The following is a 16,596-nucleotide window of genomic DNA, read 5'->3' as shown; positions in this document are numbered from 1 at the left end:
CGATCACTCTGGTGGTCGACACCGCCTCCGAGATGGGACCCACGGTGAGCACTCCTCCCCAGGACCGACCCCTGCGGTTCGCTGCGGTCGGTCTGGACCACCCCCACGCGCTCGGGCAGATCGCCGGCCTGCTCGGCCAGGGCTGCGAGCTCGTGGGGTTCGCCTCCGACGACCCCGCGGCGGCCGTCGCCCGCACCGTCGCGCAGCGCTGGCCCGACGTGCCGTGGTTCGACGACGTCGACGCCCTGCTGACCCATCCCGACGTCGACCTCGTCGTCACCGCGGCCGTCCCCGACCGCCGCGGCCCGATCGCCGTCCAGGCGCTGCGCGGCGGCAAGGACGTCGTCGCCGACAAGCCCGGTTGCGTCACCCTCGACCAGCTCGAGGAGGTCGAGAAGGCCGTCGCCGAATCGGGCCGGTTCTGGTCGGTGACGTTCTCCGAGCGGTTCGAGGTCCGCGCGGCGGTCAAGGCGGGGGAACTGGTGCAGGCCGGACGGATCGGCCGCGTCGTGCAGACGATCGGGCTGGGTCCGCACCGCGAGGGCGACCGCGCCCACCTCGCCGGCGGCGAGGGCCGGCCGGAGTGGTTCTACGACCGGCACCGCACCGGCGGGATCCTCGCCGACATCGCCAGCCACCAGGTCGACCAGTTCCTCTTCTACACCGGATCGAGCACCGGCGAGGTCGTCGCGAGCACGGTGGCGAACTACACCCACCCCGAGTCCCCGGGGATGCAGGACTTCGGGGAGATGACGCTGGCCTCCGACCACGCCCACGGGTACGTCCGGGTGGACTGGTACACCCCGCAGGGGTTGCCCACGTGGGGCGACGGGCGGATGACGATCCTGGGCACCGAGGGCTTCATCGAGCTGCGCAAGTACGTCGACCTCGCCGGCCGCGAGGGTGGGGACCACCTGTTCCTCGTCGACGGGGAGACGACGCAGCGGATCGACTGCTCGGACGTGGACCTGCCGTACTACCCGGCCCTCGTCCACGACGTGCGCCACCGCACCGAGACGGCCTGCCCGCAGGCGCACACGTTCGAGGTGATGCGCATCGCCCTCACCGCCCAGCGCGACGCCCGGATGACGGGGGCGGCGCAGTGAACCCCGCGGGCGAGGACGTGCTGCGCGTCGGGATCGTCGGCTGCGGCGGCATCGCCCGCTCGCACGGCCGCGCCTACGCCGCCGACCCGCGCGTCGAACTCGTCGCGGTGCACGACGTGGACCCGGCGGCGGCGGAGGCGTTCGCGGCCGAGGTCGGTGCCCGCGCCTGCACCTCGCTGTCCGACCTGGTCGCCCAGGACGTCCAGCTGGTCTCCGTCTGCACCCCGCCCGGCACGCACACCGACACCACGGTCGAACTGCTCGGGCTCGGCGCCTGCGTGCTGCTGGAGAAACCCCCGACGGTCAACCTCGCCGACATGGACCGGATCGCGCAGGCGGAGGCGACGAGCCCGGGCGCGGTGTTCGTGGTGTTCCAGCACCGTCACGGTTCCGGGGCCAAGCGGGCCCACCGGCTCCTGGCCGAGGGAACCCTCGGGGTTCCGCAGGTCGCCGTGTGCGAGACCCTCTGGTACCGGCCGGACAGCTACTTCGACCCCGCCTGGCGGGGGAACTGGGCCGGGGAGGGCGGCGGTCCCACGCTCGGGCACGGCATCCACCAGATCGACCTCCTGCTGCACCTGCTGGGGGAGTGGCGGACCGTGGACGCCCGTGCGACCCGCGTGGCCCGGCCCGTGGAGTTCGAGGACGTCTCCACCGCCTCGGTGACGTTCGCCAGCGGGGCCGTCGCCTCGGTGACCACGAGCCTGCTCTCCCCGCGCGAGACGAGCCGGATCCGGATCGACACCACGGCGGGGACCCTCGAGGTGGAGCACCTCTACGGGTACACCGACGCCGACTGGTCGTGGTACCCGCTGCCGGACGCGCGGACCGCCGCGGCCAACGGCACGGACCCCGGTGCCGGGCAGCGTTCCACCGGTTCCTCGGCCGCGACGGACGTCTGGACCGCCTCGGCCGGACAGGACGTGCCGTCCAACCACGCCGCGCAGATCCACGACCTCGTCGGCGACCTGCTCGCGGGCCGGCCCCACCCGACGACCCTGGCGAGCACCCGTCCCACGATGGAGTTCGTCACGGCGCTGTACGCCTCCTCCCTCGAGGGGGAGACGGTGGCCCGCGCGGACCTCACGCCCGACCGGGGGTTCTACCACCGGCTCGACGGCGGGTTGCCCGCCGACCGCGTCACCGCCCGGATGTCCCGGGCCTGACGCCACCCGTCCCACCCCGTTCGACCAGCACCACCCCTGGACTCGACGACGACCGGAGAGGTGTGTCCATGTCCCACAGTCGGTCCCTGCGACCGTCGACCCCGCCCCGCGGGAGGTGTCCGCGGTGAGCGCCATCTCCGAACTGTCCACCCTGCGCTCAGGGCGCGGGCGGGCCCGCACGCCGCAGGAGAAGGCGGCGCTGCGCCGGGAGAACAACCGCGACAACAAGGCCGCGTACCTGTTCCTCGCACCCTGGTTCCTCGGCCTGGCCGTCATCACCATCGGGCCGATGCTGGCCAGCCTGTACCTGTCGTTCACCCGGTACAGCCTGCTGCAGCCGCCGGAGTGGATCGGCGTCCAGAACTACGTGGACATGCTGAACGACGACCGGCTGCACCACTCGCTGAAGGTCACGTTCACCTACGTCGTCGTCGGCGTCCCGCTGCAGCTGGCCTTCGCCCTGGCGGTCGCGATCGTCCTGGACCGGGGGATGCGCGGGCTGGCGTTGTACCGGTCGATCTTCTACCTGCCCTCGATGCTGGGCGGGTCGGTCGCGATCGCCCTGCTGTGGCGGCAGATGTTCGGCACCGAGGGGCTGGTGAACCAGCTGTTGGGGGCCGTGGGGATCCAGACCTCGATCGGGTGGGTCTCGGACCCCAGCTACGCGTTGTGGACGATCATCCTGCTGCACGTGTGGACGTTCGGGTCCCCGATGGTGATCTTCCTGGCCGGTCTGCGGCAGATCCCCGTCATGTACCACGAGGCCGCGTCGGTCGACGGGGCGACGCGGTGGACGCGGTTCCGCCGGATCACGTTGCCGCTGCTGTCGCCCATCATCTTCTTCAACCTCGTGCTGCAGCTCATCAACGCGTTCCAGTCCTTCACCCAGGCGTTCGTCGTCTCGGGCGGCACCGGTGGGCCGGCGGACTCCACGATGTTCTACTCGCTGTACCTGTACCAGAAGGGCTTCGGCCAGTTCGAGATGGGGTACGCCGCCGCGATGGCGTGGCTGCTCGTCCTCATCGTCGGCGTGCTGACGGCTCTCAACTTCCTGCTGTCGAGGTTCTGGGTGTTCTACGATGACTGATCTCCAGGAGAGCCCCGCCCCGCTCGCGGCGGTGCCCCAACGGCCCGCCCCCCGGCGTCGTCCCGGCCGGTCCCTGGCGCGCTCGACCGTGAAGCACCTGGTGCTCATCGCGGTCAGCGTCGTCATGATCTACCCGCTGCTGTGGCTGCTCGTCTCCAGCTTCCGGCCCACCGAGGTCATCTTCCGGACGCCGGGGTTGTGGATCAACGACCTGGTGCTGCAGAACTACACCGGCGGCTGGACCGCACTGGCGCAGCCGTTCGGGCACTACATCGTCAACTCGGCGATCGTCGTCGTGGGTGCGGTGGCCGGGAACCTGTTCGCGTGCTCGTTGGCGGCCTACGCCTTCGCCCGCTGCCGGTTCCGGTTCCGGACGCTGTGGTTCGCGATCATGCTGATCACGGTCATGGTGCCGATCCACGTCGTGCTGGTGCCGCAGTACATCCTGTTCAACAACCTGGGGTGGACGAACACGTTCGTCCCGCTGATCCTGCCGAAGTTCCTGGCCACCGACTCGTTCTTCATCTTCCTCATGGTGCAGTTCATCCGCGGGATCCCGCGGGAGCTGGACGAGGCCGCGCGCATCGACGGCTGCGGTCACGGCCGCATCTTCCTGCGGGTGATGCTGCCGCTCATGGGGCCGGCGCTGGCGACGACGGCCATCTTCACGTTCATCTGGACGTGGTCGGACTTCTTCACCCCGCTGATCTACCTGACCGACCCGAACGCCCACACCGTCCCGGTGGCCCTGAAGCAGTTCCTGGACGCCACCAGCGGCAGCAACTGGGGTGCCATGTTCGCGATGTCCATCGTGACGCTCGTGCCGCTGTTCCTGGTGTTCCTGTTCGGTCAGCGCTTCCTGGTCAAGGGGATCGCCACGACCGGCGGCAAGTGATCCCTGCACCACACCTCCTGCACGACCTCCCGCACCGCTCACCCTCGACGAGAACGGCCTCGCTGACATGACCGACGTGCACCTGACCCCTGCCACCCCCGCGAACCCCTCCGGCCCCTCCCGTCGCCAGGCCGTGACCGCCCTGGCCGCCGCCAGTTCCCTCACCGCCCTCGCGGCCTGCGCCCCCGGCAGCTCCGGCGGCTCCTCGGCCTCCGGGGACGGCACCCTGCGCGTCTCGACGTGGGGCAACGACTCGCGCCTGAAGCTGACGCAGCAGGCGGCGGCCGCGTTCGAGAAGGCCAACCCGGGCATCAAGGTGTCCGTGGAGAACTCCGAGTGGACGTCCTACTGGGACAAGCTCGCCACGAGCACCGCGGCCAACGACTCGCCCGACGTGATCCAGATGGACGAGGCCTACATCGCGGCCTACGGCACGCGCGGCGCCCTGCTGGACCTCGGGTCCGTCGAGGACGACCTCGACCTGTCGGCGATGGACACCAAGGTGCTCGACACCGGGAAGGTCGACGGCAAGCTGGTCGGTGCGCCCATCGGCGTCGGCAACTTCTCCGTCGGGGTGAACCCCGTCCTGCTGCAGCAGGCTGGGATCGCGATGCCCGACGACAAGACCTGGACCTGGGAGCAGTTCCGCGACATCGCCGCCCAGGTCTCCTCCAAGCTCGGTGCGCAGGGCGTCGTCGGGTTCGACGGCTACGGCTCGGGCACCGCCGAGGTCGGGGCCTGGGTGCGGCAGTTCGAACAGGAGATCTTCCCCAAGGACGGCCAGAAGGCCGCCGACGAGGCCACCGTGCGGGCCTTCTTCGAGTACGCCGACTCCCTGGTCTCGGCCGGGGCGACGCCCGCGGCCTCCGTCCAGAGCGAGAACAGCACCGCGGCGTTGGACGCCTCCCTCTTCGCGACGAACAAGTCCGCGTTCCACCTTCAGTTCCACACGCAGATCTCCGCCTTCGCCGCCGCCAGCGGCAACGAGCTCAAGCTGCTGCGGCTGCCGGCGCAGAAGACGGGCGAGTCCCCCCGCATGGTCAACAAGGCCTCGATGTACTGGTCGGTCTCGGCGCGCAGCAAGCAGAGCGCGGCTGCCGCCAAGTTCATCGACTTCATGCTGACCAACCCCGAGGCGACGAAGATCCTCACCACCGAACGCGGGATCCCCGCCATCCCGAAGGTGCAGGAGGACATCGCGTCCGTGCTGACGCCGCAGTCGAAGATCGCGCTGGAGTTCTCCCAGGCCATCGCCTCCGAGGTCGTCGACCCGCCGCAGGTCACCCCGGCCGGCGCGTCCGCGTGGAACACCGAGTTCACGACGATCGGCACCGAGCAGCTGTTCGGCCGGACCAGCCCGGCCGACGCCGCCTCGCGCACGCTGACGACGGCCAAGGGGATGCTCTGACCACGATCACCGACGCCCGGGTGGTCGTGAGCTCACCCGGGCGCAACTACGTGACGCTCGTCGTCGAGACGAGCGACGGTGTCGTCGGGGTGGGGGACGCGACCCTCAACGGACGTGAACTCGCGGTCGCGAGCTACCTGCGCGACCACGTCTGCCCGCTGCTGATCGGCCGCGACCCCGCGCGCATCGAGGACACCTGGCAGTACCTCCACAAGGGCGCGTACTGGCGGCGAGGGCCGGTCACCATGACGGCCGTCGCCGCGGTGGACGTCGCGCTGTGGGACGTCAAGGGCAAGACCGCCGGGCTGCCGCTGTACCAGTTGCTCGGCGGTGCCTCCCGGGACGGCGTGCTCGTCTACGGGCACGCCGACGGCCGGGACGTCCCCGAACTCCTCGACCGCGTCGCGGCGCACCTGGAGCGGGGGTACCGCGCGGTGCGGATCCAGGCCGCCGTCCCCGGTGTCGTGGGCACGTACGGCGTCAGCAAGCACGACGGGCGCATCTACGAACCGGCCAGCGGCGCGCGGCCGGAGGAGACGACGTGGGAGACCACGTCCTACCTCGACTTCGCGCCGACGGTGTTCGAGGCCGTCCGCGACCGGTTCGGGTTCGGCGTGCACCTGCTGCACGACGTCCACCACCGGCTGACGCCGATCGAGGCGGCCCGGCTCGGCAGGTCGCTGGAGCCCTACCGGCCGTTCTGGATCGAGGACGCGACGCCGGCCGAGGACCAGACGGCGTTCCGGACGATCCGGGCCCACACGACGACGCCGCTGGCCGTGGGGGAGGTGCTGAACTCGATCTGGGACGTGCAGACCCTCATCACCGAACGGCTCGTCGACTACGTCCGCACGTCCGTCTCGCACACCGGCGGCATCTCGCACCTGCGCAAGGTCTACGCGCTGGCCGAGCTGTACGGCGTGCGCTCGGGCGCGCACGGCGCGGGGGACCTGTCCCCGGTGGCGCACGCCGCCGCCCTCCACCTGGACCTGGCGATCCCGAACTTCGGGATCCAGGAGCACATGGGCCACCGCGACCCGGCGGGGGAGGTGTTCCGGTCCTCGTACACCTACGCGGACGGGTACATGCACCCCGGGGACGCCCCGGGTCTCGGCGTGGAGTTCGACGAGGAGGCCGCGGCCCGGTTCCCGTACGAACCGCGGTACCTGCCCGTCGCCCGGCGGCTGGACGGGACCCTGCACGACTGGTGAGGGTCCCGCCCTCAGGCGGTCGACGCGGTCAGTAGCGGATCGCGTCGATGACCCTCGCCCGCACGGCCATCGTCGCCGGGACGAGCCCTGCAAGGGCCCCGACGGCGGTGGCCGCCAGCAGTCCCTCGACGGCCGCGGAGACGGGGAACGGGGGGACGTCCTCCAGGGTCACCCCCGCTGGCAGGACCGCCTCCAGCGGGAAGTTCGACACGAGGATGATCGAGAGCATCACCGCGAGGAGACCGGCGACGAACGTGGCCGCCACCGATTCCAGCAGCACGGCGAAGAACACCCGGGCGCCCGTCGCGCCGAAGCTGCGGCGCACCCCGATCTCGCGGATCCGCTGCCGCACGGTGACCAGACCGACGTTCAGGACGCCGATGCCGCCGAGCAGCAGCGCGAACACCCCGACGCCGCGCACCCCGTAGGCCAGGACGGTGTCGACGATCCCCAGTTCGTCGCCGGCGTCCTGGCGCCACACCGAGATCGAGTACCCCGGCAGGCTGGCCTGCACCTCGGTCTGCAGGGCCGCCACCAGCGCGTCGGCGTCGGCGTCCGGGACCCACATCTCCAGGGTCGGCGGCGAACCGTTCGCCGGGTCGCCCGTGAGGTTCCACCGGCTGGCGTCGGCGTTGAGGACGTAGGCGCCGGGCGTCTGCTCGTCGTAGGTGGCCCCGGCCGCGATGCCGACGACGGTGGCCGTCACCGGTGTCTGGCCGCCGAGCACGACGGTCGGCGGGCGGGCAGCGTCGAAACCGCCGAGCTGGTCTGCGAAGGCCTGGTTCACGACGAGCCGCGGCGAGAACGCCTCGGTGTCGGCGCCGTCGAACCAGCGGCCCTCCTCGGTGACGACGCGGTGCATCGTGCCGTAGCTGGGGTCGACGGTGGAGGCCTGCACGTACTGCGTCCCCGCAGGGAACCGCACCGTGAGCTGACTGCCCCCCTTGGTGGCCAGGCCCCACCACGCCGTCTCGTGCCGGGCGGCGGCCTCACGCAGCGCGACCTGCGCCGTCCGGGTCGTCTCCGCCGACACGACGCCGTTCGGGTAGGCGTTGACGTTCAGCGTCGCCGGCCGGCCGGCCGCCCGTTCGTTGCCCTCGCCGACCATCTGCCGCGCCATGTTCCCCGCCGCCGTGATCGTGGTCATCGCGAACACCGCGAGGAACACCCCGACGAGGGACAGCACGACGCGGACGCGGTGGACGCGGATCTCGCTCCACGCCTCGGTGACGGCCGCGAGCAGCCCGGTCAGCACCCCCATCAGAGCGTCTCCCGGTGTGCGGTGGCGGTCGCCACGGCGTCGGCCGTGATCTCGGACAGGACGCCGTGGTCGAGCCGGAACTGCCGGTCGGCCCGCGCGGCGACGGACAGGTCGTGGGTGATGGTGACGAGCGTCGTCCCGTCGACGCGCACGAGTTCCTCGAGCACGTCCATGACGGCCGACCCCGTGTCGACGTCGAGGGCGCCGGTGGGTTCGTCGGCCAGCAGGACGCGGGGGCGGCGGACGAGGCTGCGGGCCAGGGCGACGCGCTGCTGCTCACCACCGGACAGCTTCTCCGGCATGGTGTCCAGCCGGTGGCCCAGCCCCACCCGCTCGAGCATCTCCCGGGCGGTGCGCCGGCGGCGCAGGAACTCCCGGCCCGTCCCGTAGAGGAGGGGGTTGGCGACGTTCTCCGTCGCCGAGCGGCCGGGCAGCAGGTTGAACTGCTGGAACACGAACCCGAACGTCTGACCCCGCAGCTTCGCGGTCCGGCGCGCGGACCGTCCCGTGACGGGGGCGCCGTCGAGCAGGTACTGCCCGCTCGTGGGGGCGTCGAGCAGGCCGATGATGTTCAGCAGCGTCGACTTCCCCGACCCCGACCGGCCGACGACCGCCACGTGCTCGCCGCGGGCGACGTGCAGGTCGACGCCGGTGAGGATGTGCAGGTCGGAGCCGTCGGGGAGCCGGACGCTGCGCGAGACGTCCGTCAACGACACGACCGGTCCGGCCGGACCGGGCCCGGGGGACCTCATCAGAAGCCCATCCCGTACATGCCGTTCGGGTCGGTCGGGGTGTCGGTGCCCGGGACGAACTGCAGGACCTGCTGGCCCTCGGTGACGCCGCCGGTGATCTCGACGTTCTGGCCGTCGGTCAGGCCCAGCGTCACGGGCGCCTCGGTCGTGCTGCCGTCCTCGGCGACCGTCCAGACCTTCCCGGTGCCGACGGTGCCCTGGACCGCCGTCACCGGGGCGAGCAGGACCCCCGTCGCCTGACCGGCCGTGACGTCCACCGCGGCCGACAGGCCCGGGAACACCTGGACCCCGTCCGGGACGGCGCAGGTGACCGTCGCGCCGGTCGTGGCGCTCGAGGGGTCGACCGGCACGCCGGAGTACGGGTCGACGCCGCCGGACCCGCCCGTGGACCCGCCCTCGCCGCCGGCCGTCGGGGTCCCGGTGCGCAGGCCGGTGCACTCGAAGGCTCCCGGGCCGCCGGGGACAGTCACCTGGGCGCTCGTCGGGGGCTTGAGGAGGCGGTACTGCTGGGCCTGCGTCAGCGGGGCCGAGACCGTCAGCGTCCCGGGGCTCACCGTCGCGACGGCCTGCCCGACGGTCACGTCCTGCCCGGCGAGCACGTCGAGGCTGCCCACGGTGCCGGGGACGGTGGACGTCACGGTGACGGTCTTCGTCGTGGCGGTGGGTGCGGGGGCCGGGGTGGCGGGGTCCCCGGTCCCGGTCGTGGTGGTGGCGGGTTCGACCGTCACGACGACCGTGAACAGCGGGGTGCCCTTCTCGACGACGTCGCCGACCTCCGCGCGCACCCTGCCGACCTGCCCCGCGGCCGTCGCCTTGACCGTCGTGGCCGGGTCCGCCTGGATCGTGCCCTGCAGGTTCACGGTGTTCACGACGTCGCCCTTGGCGATGGCGGTGGCGGGCGGCTGGACGACGGCCGACGGGTTCGCCGCGGCGTCGGCGTCCCGCCCCGACGGGCGCACGAACGCGATCCACAGCAGGGCGAGCGCGATGAGCGCCCAGACGACGAGCCTGAGCGCAGGGAAGACGACGGTCCGGACGACACCCACGGCGACACCTCTCTCGAACAGCCGGGGGTCGCTGGTGCACGGTGCCTTCGCCGTTCCCCCGAGCGGCTGGGCCGGAACGTAGCAGCGGCTGTGAGAGGGGTGGGGGAGGAACAGGGTCCCTGAAGTCAGCGCGTCGACGGTGCCGCGTTCAACCAGCCCTGCAGTGCCGTCGCCTCCCGCGCCAGGACGTCCGGATCGTCGTCGGTCACGAACTCCAGCAGGACGTCGTGGTCGCCTCCGGTGCGCCGCAGGGCGTCGAGGACCCGCGTCCACAGCGCCTCCCGGGTCCGCAGCGGGTTCCGCGTCGTGCCCGGGCCCCAGGAGAAGGCGTGGACGGTGCTGACGCGGCCGGTGAGCGCGGCCAGTTCGGCGAGCGCCTCCTCGTCGGTCGCGTCGACCGTCGGCTGCCAGTACGTGGTGAGGGCCGGCCGGCCGGCGAGGTCGTCGACCTCGGCCAGGAGCTGCAGGGTGGAGGCCGTCGTGTCGGTCAGGGTCCCGCCGTGGGACTCGGTGCCGAGCTGGAGGCCGAGGTCGTCGGCGCGGTGGACGGCGTCGGCCAGGGCGTGGACGACGGGGGACCGGTCGCCCGCAGCGGCCGAACCGGTGTCCCCGGCCCACACCCGCACGCGCGGGGCGCCGAGGGCCCGGGCCGTCGCCAGGACCGGCCCGACGTCCTCGGGGCCGGCGCGCCAGTAGGAGCCGTAGGAGGCGACGACCAGTCCGGCGTCGACGGTGCGGGCGGCGACCTCGCGGGCGGTGGCGAGGTCACCGACGGGCACGTGGACGTCGGCGCCCCACTCGACGGCGGCCAGGCCCGCGCGGGCGGCGAGGTCGAGGAGGGCGGACGGGTCGAGCTGTCGGAAGGTCACCGAGCACAGTCCCGGGGTCAGCACGCGATCGATCCTTGCACGCACGCGGTCCGCTGGCCTAGCCTTTGGAAAGCGCATTCCCAACGGAACAGGAGGAGGCCGCGATGACGCAACGCCTCGGGGTGGTCATGAACGGCGTGACGGGTCGCATGGGGTACCGGCAGCACCTGCTGCGGTCCGTCCTGGCGATCCGCGAACAGGGCGGGGTCGAACTGCCCGACGGTTCCCGCGTGCAGCTCGAACCGCTGCTCGTCGGCCGGTCGGAGGAGAAGCTGCGCGACATCGCCCGGCGCCACGGCCTGGAGAACTTCACCACCGACGTCGACGGCGCCCTCGCCGACGACGACTACCCGCTCTACTTCGACGCCCAGCTGACCTCGGCGCGGCAGGAGTCGATCCTCAAGGCGATCGCCGCCGGGCGCCACGTCTACACCGAGAAGCCGACGGCCGAGACCCTCGAGGGCGCCGTCGCCCTGGCCCGCGCCGCGACGAGCGCCGGGGTCAAGAACGGCGTCGTGCACGACAAGATCTTCCTGCCCGGGCTGGTCAAGCTCCGCCGCCTCGTGGAGTCGGGGTTCTTCGGCGAGATCCTCTCCGTGCGCGGGGAGTTCGGGTACTGGGTGTTCGAGGGGGACTGGCAGCCCGCGCAGCGGCCGAGCTGGAACTACCGCGCCGAGGACGGCGGCGGGATCGTCGCGGACATGTTCTGCCACTGGAACTACGTCCTGGAGCAGACCATCGCCCCCGTCGAGGCCGTCACCGCGCGCGCCGTGACGCACGTCCCGGTCCGCCACGACGAGAAGGGCGAGGCGTACAAGGCGACGGCCGACGACGCCGCCTACGCCATCTTCGAGCTCGAGGGTGGCATCGTCGCCCAGCTGAACTCCTCCTGGGCCGTCCGCGTCGACCGCGACGAACTCGTCGAGTTCCAGGTCGACGGAACCCTGGGCAGCGCCGTCGCGGGGTTGTTCGGCTGCAAGGTGCAGCCGCGCTCGGCCACCCCCAAGGCCGTGTGGAACCCCGACCTGCCCGAGGCGCACCGCTACCGCGACGACTGGCTGCCCGTCCCGGACAACACGACGTTCGACAACGGGTTCAAGACGCAGTGGGAGCAGTTCGTCTCCCACGTCGTGGCCGACACCCCGCACCCCTACGACTTCCTCTCCGGCGCCCGCGGAGTGCGGCTGGCCGAGGCCGGGCTGGCCTCCTCCGCGCAGGGCCGTCGCGTCGAGCTCGAGGAGATCGTGCTGTGACGGTCACCGCGGAGCGGGCGCTGCTCGGCGAGGTCGTGCGGTTGCCGCGGCGCTCGCCCTCGGGCGCCGTGGAACTGGTCGACCACACGGTCTCCGCGCCCGTGGCCTGGGAGGTCCCGACCGGGCCGGCGGCGTCCCGCGCGGTGTTCGCCGCGGCGCACGTCGTCCCGCGGGTGGACGCCGAGAACGTCCCGGGCGCCCCCGCGGTGCTCGACTGGGACGCCACCCTCGCCTTCCGCCACCGGCTGTGGTCCCTGGGTCTCGGTGTGGCCGAGGCGATGGACACCGCGCAGCGGGGGATGGGCCTGGACTTCGTCGCGACGGCGGAGCTGGTGCGCCGCAGCGCGTCGGAGGCCGCCTCGGTCGGCGGGCGGATCGCCGCGGGCGTCGGCACCGACCAGCTGAACCCCGGCCTGCACCCGCTCGCGACGGTCCGGGCCGCCTACGAGGAGCAGCTGGCCCTGGTCGAGGACGCGGGCGCCCAGCCGATCCTCATGGCCTCGCGCCACCTCGCGGCCGCCGCGGCCGGTCCGGAGGACTACCTCGAGCTGTACTCCGGCCTGCTCGCCCAGGTGCGCCGTCCGGCGGTCCTGCACTGGCTGGGGGAGGTGTTCGATCCGGCCCTGGCCGGCTACTGGGGATCGCGCGACGTCGCCGCGGCCACGGACGCGTTCTGCGACCTGGTGCAGGCCAACGCCTCCCGCGTCGACGGGGTGAAGGTGTCGCTGCTGGACGCGGACCACGAGCGGGCGTTGCGGCGCCGGCTCCCTGCGGGGGTCCGGCTCTACACGGGCGACGACTTCAACTACCCCGACCTCATCGCAGGGGACGGGGAGTTCCACAGCGACGCCCTCCTGGGGATCTTCGCGGGCATCCCGCAGGTCGCGGCGGCCGCGCTCACCCGGCTCGACGACGGCGACACCGCGGGGTTCCGGGCCGCCCTCGACCCGACGGTCCCGCTGGCCCGGCACGTGTTCGGGGCGCCGACGCCGTACTACAAGGCGGGCATCGCGTTCCTCAACTGGCTCGACGGTCGCCAGCCCGGGTACGCCATGGTCGGAGGCCTGCACGCTGCCCGCAGCGCCGTGCACCAGGCGCAGACGTTCGTGCTCGCCGACGAGGCCGGGGTGCTGACCGACCCCGTCGGGGCGGCCGGGCGGATGCGGCAGTACCTCGCGGTGCACGGGCTGGGCTGACGAGCTCGGGGGACAGGGCCCCGCGTCGAGGCCCCGCGTCAGGGCACCGGTCGGGGCTCGGGCGCGGGGCGCAGTTCCGCCCAGAGGGAGCCGGTCCCGCCCTCGGTGTGCAGGTCGGTCTCGACGAGCAGCCCCACCCCGCGCAGGTGCCCCAGTCGCAGCGCGGCCGCGACGGCGTCCGCCTCCTGCGCCGTCCCGTCGACCGACAACGTCGCCCACCGCCCCTGCGGCGGCAGGCGCAGCGTCACCCGCGCCGTCCCGCACGCGTCGAGCACGGGGGCGAGCACGGTGCGCAGCTCGGCCGTGAACCCGGCGGTGGGAACGGCGGTGGGAACGGCTGCGGGACCGCCGGCGCGGGAACCGTCGACGGGGCTCGCCGGGTCGCGCCGGTCGTCGACGACGTCGACCTCGCACCCGCGGTCGCGCGCCCGCCGCAGCGCCGCGCGCACGTCCTCGTCGAGCAGTTCGCGGGCCCGCAGGTCGTCGCGGACACGGCGTTCGACCGTGACCGCCGCCCGCGACAGCGTGGGCCAGACGGGCTCGTCGGGACCGGTGAGCGCGACCCGCCGCAGGAGCGGGACGACGTCGTGCTCGAGGTCCTCGCGCCGCTGGCGTGCGCTGCGCCCCCGGGCCTCGGTCGCCGCGCGCTCGGCGACGGACACGCCCTCGTCGAGGGTGTAGCGGGCCACGTCGCGGGCCGTCCGGTCGAACAGCAGGCGCACGCCGACGCTGGCGCTGAACCACACGATGGCCGGCTGGTTGAGCGCCGCGAACGCCACGGCGGGGTTCGGCAGGTCCGAGGAGAGGATGCACGCGCCGAGCACGGCGGCCGACGCGAGCTCGGCACCCAGGGCGACGAAGGCCCGGCGCCGGACGACGAGCGCGGCGACGACGATCTGCGTCAACCCCGGCCACCAGTTCCCGTACGTGCGCCACAGGCTCTCGTCGAGGAACGGGGTGACGGCCAGGCCGCTCAGCGGGACGACGACCGCCATCGCGACCGCCGCGCGCCGGGACAGCTCGATGGGCCCGCCCAGCAACGGCTCGACGGCCGCCGCGCTCACGGCCAGCACCGCGAGCAGTGCCGTCACGGCCAGCCACGGCTGCCGGTGCTGGTGCAGCGACAGCAGCGCGACGAGCGGACCGTGCGAGAACAACCAGATGACGGTGCCCAGCAGGCACGCCCGCTGCACCCGTGTCACGCGCGGACCCCCGCCGCCGTCAGCGGGACGCTGAGCAGGACCACGGTCCCCACCCCCGGCGCGGACCGGACGAGGGCCCGGCCCCCGACGACGGCCGCGCGTCGACGCACCGACACGGCCAGCCCCAGGCGCGGGCTGGACCGGCGGGTGTCGAAGCCCACCCCGTCGTCGCGCACCTCGACGCTGAGCCGCCCCTGGACCTGCGCACCGTCCACGGGGCCGGGCGGCCCCGCCCCGTCGGCCCGCACCCGCACCCGCACCGTCGGGGGGACGCCCTGCCTCGCGCCGTGCCGCAGGGCGTTGCGGCACGCCTCGACCGTGGCGGCCTGCAGCGCCTCGAGGACCTCGGGGGGCAGCAGGGCCTCGGTCCGCCCGGGGACGAGCTGCAGGTCGGCGGCCGGGTGCGCGGTGAGGACGGCGTCGCCGAGGCGGCGGACCGCGTCGGCGACGGGCACGGGGCCGCCGGCGCCGGCGTCGCCGTCGGCCTCGCGCGCCACGCTGGTCAGCGCGCGTCCCGCGGCGAGCCGGGCCCCGGTCCGGTCGGCCTCGTCCCGCGCGTGCGCCGTCAGCGACAACGACGCGAGCACGTCGTCGTGGACGATGCCGTCCCAGCGCGAGTTCTCCCGCTCCACGGCCTCGGCGGCCGCCGCCTCGGCCGCCGCCCGTTCGGCGGCCGACCGGGCCGTCTCCAGCTGCCGGGCCGACCCCCGCACGGCCAGCACGGCGACCGAGACGGCGATGGCGATGACGACGAGTCCGGCGGCTTCCAGGACCGCCACGTCGGTCGGCACCGTCCAGACGCCCGACGTCTGCAGCGCCAGCCGGAACAGCAGGTGCACACCGGTGAGGGCCAGTGCTCCCCACAGGGACGACACCGCGACCGCCCCCGCCCCGACCGTCACCGGGGACAGCGACAGCACCCACGGGACGTCGTCCTCCGGGCCCCGGCTGACGAGCGGGAAGGTGGCCAGGGCGAGGTCGCCGAGCACCACGAGCGCCCAGACCGGCCCGGTGACGGCGCCGGCCCGGGCCGTCGGTCCTGCGGGGCGCAGGGCCTGGAGCAGCAGCAGGGCCAGGACGGCGGCGTACCCGCCCAGGACCGGCGCGGTCCAGCCTGCGGGGGCGTGCGCGCGTCCGCCGGCGACGTTGGTCGCCACCGTCGGGGCGACGGAGACGACGGCCAGGGCGAGCACGAGGGCCAGCAGTCGCTGGACCCCGCGCTGCGTCACCGGCGGCCCACGTCAGTCGGCGGCGCGGGGGAGGGATCCCCCGGGCGAGGTGGCGCCGGGCGCGGGCAGCGGGGCCAGGACCCCGTCCTCCACCGCGCGGCGGTACAGCTCCATCCGCGTGTAGGCCGGTCGGTCCACGGCGGCGTACTTCGCGCGGATGCGCTTGAGGTAGCTCTTGGCCGTCTCCAGCGTCACCCCCAGCCGCAGCGCGACCGAGCGCGCGGGCATCCCGCCGGCGTAGAGCTCCAGGACGCGGCGCTCCTGCGGGGACAGGTGCGAGGTCAGGGTGTCGTCGACCTGCAGGGCGGCCGCCGTCTCGGCGGAGGAGACGGTGTCCCCGTCGGCCACCGAGCGCAGCGCCTCGGCCACCGTGGCGACGGGCCGGTCCTTCAGCAGCACGCCCTGCGCGCCGGCCTGCATGGCCTCCAGCGCCTCGGTGTGCTGGCGGCCCTCGGTGTAGACGAGGACGTGCGATCCGCCGTCGACGAGCGCGACGACGTTCTCCGCGGGCGTGGAGCCGTCGCCCAGGCGCAGGTCGAGCAGCACGACGTCCGGGGGAGGACCGCCCGCCAGCTGTGTCAGCAGGTCCGGCACGGTGGGCGCCGTCGCGACGAAGACCAGGGAGTCGTCCAGCTTGGCCAGCTCCAGCTGGAGCCCGGCGAGCAGGGCGGGGTGGTCGTCGACGGCGGCGATGCGCAGCACCCGGAGCGGTGCGGCGGCAGGCCCCGCACCGTCCGGGCCCACGCCTGGACCCTCACTCAACCCCACGGGATCTCCTTCCCCCGACGTGAGAGTAGCGAGGTCGGAGCCCTCGGGGGGCCCGGACGGCCGTGTCGCCGCCCCCGAAAGGGGGGTGGCTGTGCGGTGTCCGGTGCTGCGGGCGTCTGTCAGGATTCCTGTGGGCACCCCGCCGGG

At 73.5% G+C, this 16,596-nt stretch carries 15 protein-coding genes; 8 read left to right on the top strand and 7 right to left on the bottom strand.

Going from position 1 to position 16,596, the window contains the following annotated elements; all coding sequences use genetic code 11:
• The first annotated feature begins 44 nt into the window (after positions 1-44).
• The 6 genes from ACFEMC_RS14400 (at position 45) to manD (ending at position 6,873) form a co-directional block, all read left to right on the top strand.
• Positions 45-1,106 (top strand): Gfo/Idh/MocA family protein, encoded by a 1,062-nt coding sequence (locus ACFEMC_RS14400; RefSeq protein ID WP_380170266.1) that lies wholly within the window; start codon positions 45-47, stop codon positions 1,104-1,106.
• Positions 1,103-2,272 (top strand): Gfo/Idh/MocA family protein, encoded by a 1,170-nt coding sequence (locus ACFEMC_RS14395; protein ID WP_380170265.1) that lies wholly within the window; start codon positions 1,103-1,105, stop codon positions 2,270-2,272. The genes ACFEMC_RS14400 and ACFEMC_RS14395 overlap by 4 nt, the downstream gene beginning before the upstream one ends.
• Positions 2,273-2,396: 124 nt before the next feature.
• Positions 2,397-3,359 carry a carbohydrate ABC transporter permease gene (locus tag ACFEMC_RS14390; RefSeq protein WP_380170264.1) on the top strand — a complete coding sequence of 321 codons (963 nt, stop codon included), beginning with the start codon at positions 2,397-2,399 and terminating at the stop codon, positions 3,357-3,359.
• Positions 3,352-4,254 carry a carbohydrate ABC transporter permease gene (locus ACFEMC_RS14385; protein ID WP_380170263.1) on the top strand — a complete coding sequence of 301 codons (903 nt, stop codon included), beginning with the start codon at positions 3,352-3,354 and terminating at the stop codon, positions 4,252-4,254. The genes ACFEMC_RS14390 and ACFEMC_RS14385 overlap by 8 nt, the downstream gene beginning before the upstream one ends.
• Positions 4,255-4,321: 67 nt before the next feature.
• Positions 4,322-5,662, top strand: a complete 1,341-nt coding sequence (locus tag ACFEMC_RS14380; protein WP_380170262.1) for an ABC transporter substrate-binding protein — start codon at positions 4,322-4,324, stop codon at positions 5,660-5,662.
• Positions 5,659-6,873, top strand: coding sequence for a D-mannonate dehydratase ManD (manD, locus tag ACFEMC_RS14375; protein ID WP_380176797.1), 1,215 nt, complete (start codon positions 5,659-5,661; stop codon positions 6,871-6,873). The genes ACFEMC_RS14380 and manD overlap by 4 nt, the downstream gene beginning before the upstream one ends.
• Before the next feature lie 28 nt (positions 6,874-6,901).
• Here manD and ACFEMC_RS14370 read toward each other — a convergent pair whose 3' ends face one another.
• The 4 genes from ACFEMC_RS14370 to ACFEMC_RS14355 form a co-directional block, all read right to left on the bottom strand.
• Positions 6,902-8,134 (bottom strand): ABC transporter permease, encoded by a 1,233-nt coding sequence (locus ACFEMC_RS14370; protein ID WP_380170261.1) that lies wholly within the window; start codon positions 8,132-8,134, stop codon positions 6,902-6,904.
• Positions 8,134-8,886, bottom strand: coding sequence for an ABC transporter ATP-binding protein (locus tag ACFEMC_RS14365; protein WP_380170260.1), 753 nt, complete (start codon positions 8,884-8,886; stop codon positions 8,134-8,136). The genes ACFEMC_RS14370 and ACFEMC_RS14365 overlap by 1 nt, the downstream gene beginning before the upstream one ends.
• Positions 8,886-9,932, bottom strand: a complete 1,047-nt coding sequence (locus ACFEMC_RS14360) for a hypothetical protein (RefSeq protein WP_380170259.1) — start codon at positions 9,930-9,932, stop codon at positions 8,886-8,888. The genes ACFEMC_RS14365 and ACFEMC_RS14360 overlap by 1 nt, the downstream gene beginning before the upstream one ends.
• Positions 9,933-10,057: 125 nt before the next feature.
• The gene (locus ACFEMC_RS14355; RefSeq protein ID WP_380170258.1) at positions 10,058-10,825 is read right to left on the bottom strand and encodes a sugar phosphate isomerase/epimerase family protein; all 768 of its coding nucleotides are present in this window, start codon (positions 10,823-10,825) and stop codon (positions 10,058-10,060) included.
• A gap of 80 nt (positions 10,826-10,905) precedes the next feature.
• Between ACFEMC_RS14355 and ACFEMC_RS14350 the strand changes: the two genes are divergently transcribed.
• Both ACFEMC_RS14350 and ACFEMC_RS14345 read left to right on the top strand, forming a co-directional pair.
• A complete protein-coding gene (locus ACFEMC_RS14350) occupies positions 10,906-12,054 on the top strand; it encodes a Gfo/Idh/MocA family protein (protein WP_367639982.1) in 1,149 nt (382 codons plus the stop codon).
• The gene (locus ACFEMC_RS14345; RefSeq protein ID WP_380170257.1) at positions 12,051-13,250 is read left to right on the top strand and encodes a dihydrodipicolinate synthase family protein; all 1,200 of its coding nucleotides are present in this window, start codon (positions 12,051-12,053) and stop codon (positions 13,248-13,250) included. Before ACFEMC_RS14350 ends, ACFEMC_RS14345 begins: the two co-directional genes overlap by 4 nt.
• A gap of 38 nt (positions 13,251-13,288) precedes the next feature.
• On the opposite strand, the gene ACFEMC_RS14340 is transcribed toward ACFEMC_RS14345, so the two are convergent.
• From ACFEMC_RS14340 to ACFEMC_RS14330, 3 genes are read right to left on the bottom strand one after another with little or no spacing between them, the layout of a single operon-like run.
• Positions 13,289-14,452, bottom strand: coding sequence for a hypothetical protein (locus tag ACFEMC_RS14340; protein ID WP_380170256.1), 1,164 nt, complete (start codon positions 14,450-14,452; stop codon positions 13,289-13,291).
• Complete coding sequence (locus tag ACFEMC_RS14335) at positions 14,449-15,681, bottom strand: sensor histidine kinase (protein WP_380170255.1); 1,233 nt, start codon at positions 15,679-15,681, stop codon at positions 14,449-14,451. Before ACFEMC_RS14335 ends, ACFEMC_RS14340 begins: the two co-directional genes overlap by 4 nt.
• Before the next feature lie 12 nt (positions 15,682-15,693).
• Positions 15,694-16,425, bottom strand: coding sequence for a response regulator (locus tag ACFEMC_RS14330; protein WP_380170254.1), 732 nt, complete (start codon positions 16,423-16,425; stop codon positions 15,694-15,696).
• Between the last annotated feature and the right edge of the window lie 171 nt (positions 16,426-16,596).

It is taken from the genome of Kineococcus sp. DHX-1, assembly GCF_042473625.1.
In the GTDB taxonomy this organism is placed as follows: domain Bacteria; phylum Actinomycetota; class Actinomycetes; order Actinomycetales; family Kineococcaceae; genus Kineococcus.
Note: the sequence above shows the minus strand (reverse complement) of the source record. Positions and strands in the feature narration are given on the sequence as shown.